The organism is Xenorhabdus bovienii (genome assembly GCF_024721015.1).
GTDB lineage: Bacteria > Pseudomonadota > Gammaproteobacteria > Enterobacterales > Enterobacteriaceae > Xenorhabdus > Xenorhabdus bovienii.
Genome location: NZ_JANAIF010000283.1, coordinates 1 through 685, shown reverse-complemented (window position 1 = coordinate 685; position 685 = coordinate 1). Strand labels below are relative to the sequence as shown.

1 protein-coding gene is annotated in these 685 nt (G+C 62.9%); it reads right to left on the bottom strand.

The genetic code is table 11. The annotated features are described in order from the left end of the window. Positions 1–164: 164 nt before the first annotated feature. Positions 165–685: VasL domain-containing protein (locus NXS07_RS20595; RefSeq protein ID WP_308686648.1), on the bottom strand; the 521-nt coding region annotated here is incomplete at its 5' end.

The following is a 685-nucleotide window of genomic DNA, read 5'->3' as shown; positions in this document are numbered from 1 at the left end:
CCCTGAATGGACGGCAGACGTGGGGTACCGGCACCGCCTAATCCCCCCAACACGCCCGCCGCCTGTTTTGCCATGTTAGCGGCCTGCTGTTCCTGCTGGACCAGCGCCCGCCCTTTCTTCAGTTTCGCTATATTCTTTTTTATCGACATAACATGTCTCCCTGATTAATGCCCGCCGTCAGGGGTGACGGTGGACTCATGGTGTGTGGTCTGTTTCTCGGTCTGTTTTTCAGCCGGATTTTCGGTCGCCTGACGCAACCGGTCATAGCGGCCGAGCAGGGCGTTAAAGCGGTCATCAATGCCTTTCAGCAGTACCGGCGGCACCGCTTCCCCGCTCGCCACCCGGGCGTTGAGCTGGCGCAGCAGTTCTTCCAGCGGCACTTCGCTGCCGTGGCTGCGCTGGAGGTCATAGACCGCAGTTTTCAGGTACGAGAGCGTGAAGCTGCCCCGGGTACGCTCCTGCAACAGGATTTTGTCGGCCAGCTGCTGGAGCTGGTCGCGGGTGGTGTGCCAGCTGCCTTTCAGCGGGATACTGTCGATACGGGCGGTCATCGCCTGTGTCCACTGGCGGGTGGCGCTCCGCTGCTCGGCCGAATCCGGCCATTGTTTTTCCGCGGTGTCAGTCAGCGTGCGGGCCGCGTCCCACGTCGCCAGCAGGGGCGTCTCGGCCAGCCGGTCCAGCTGGC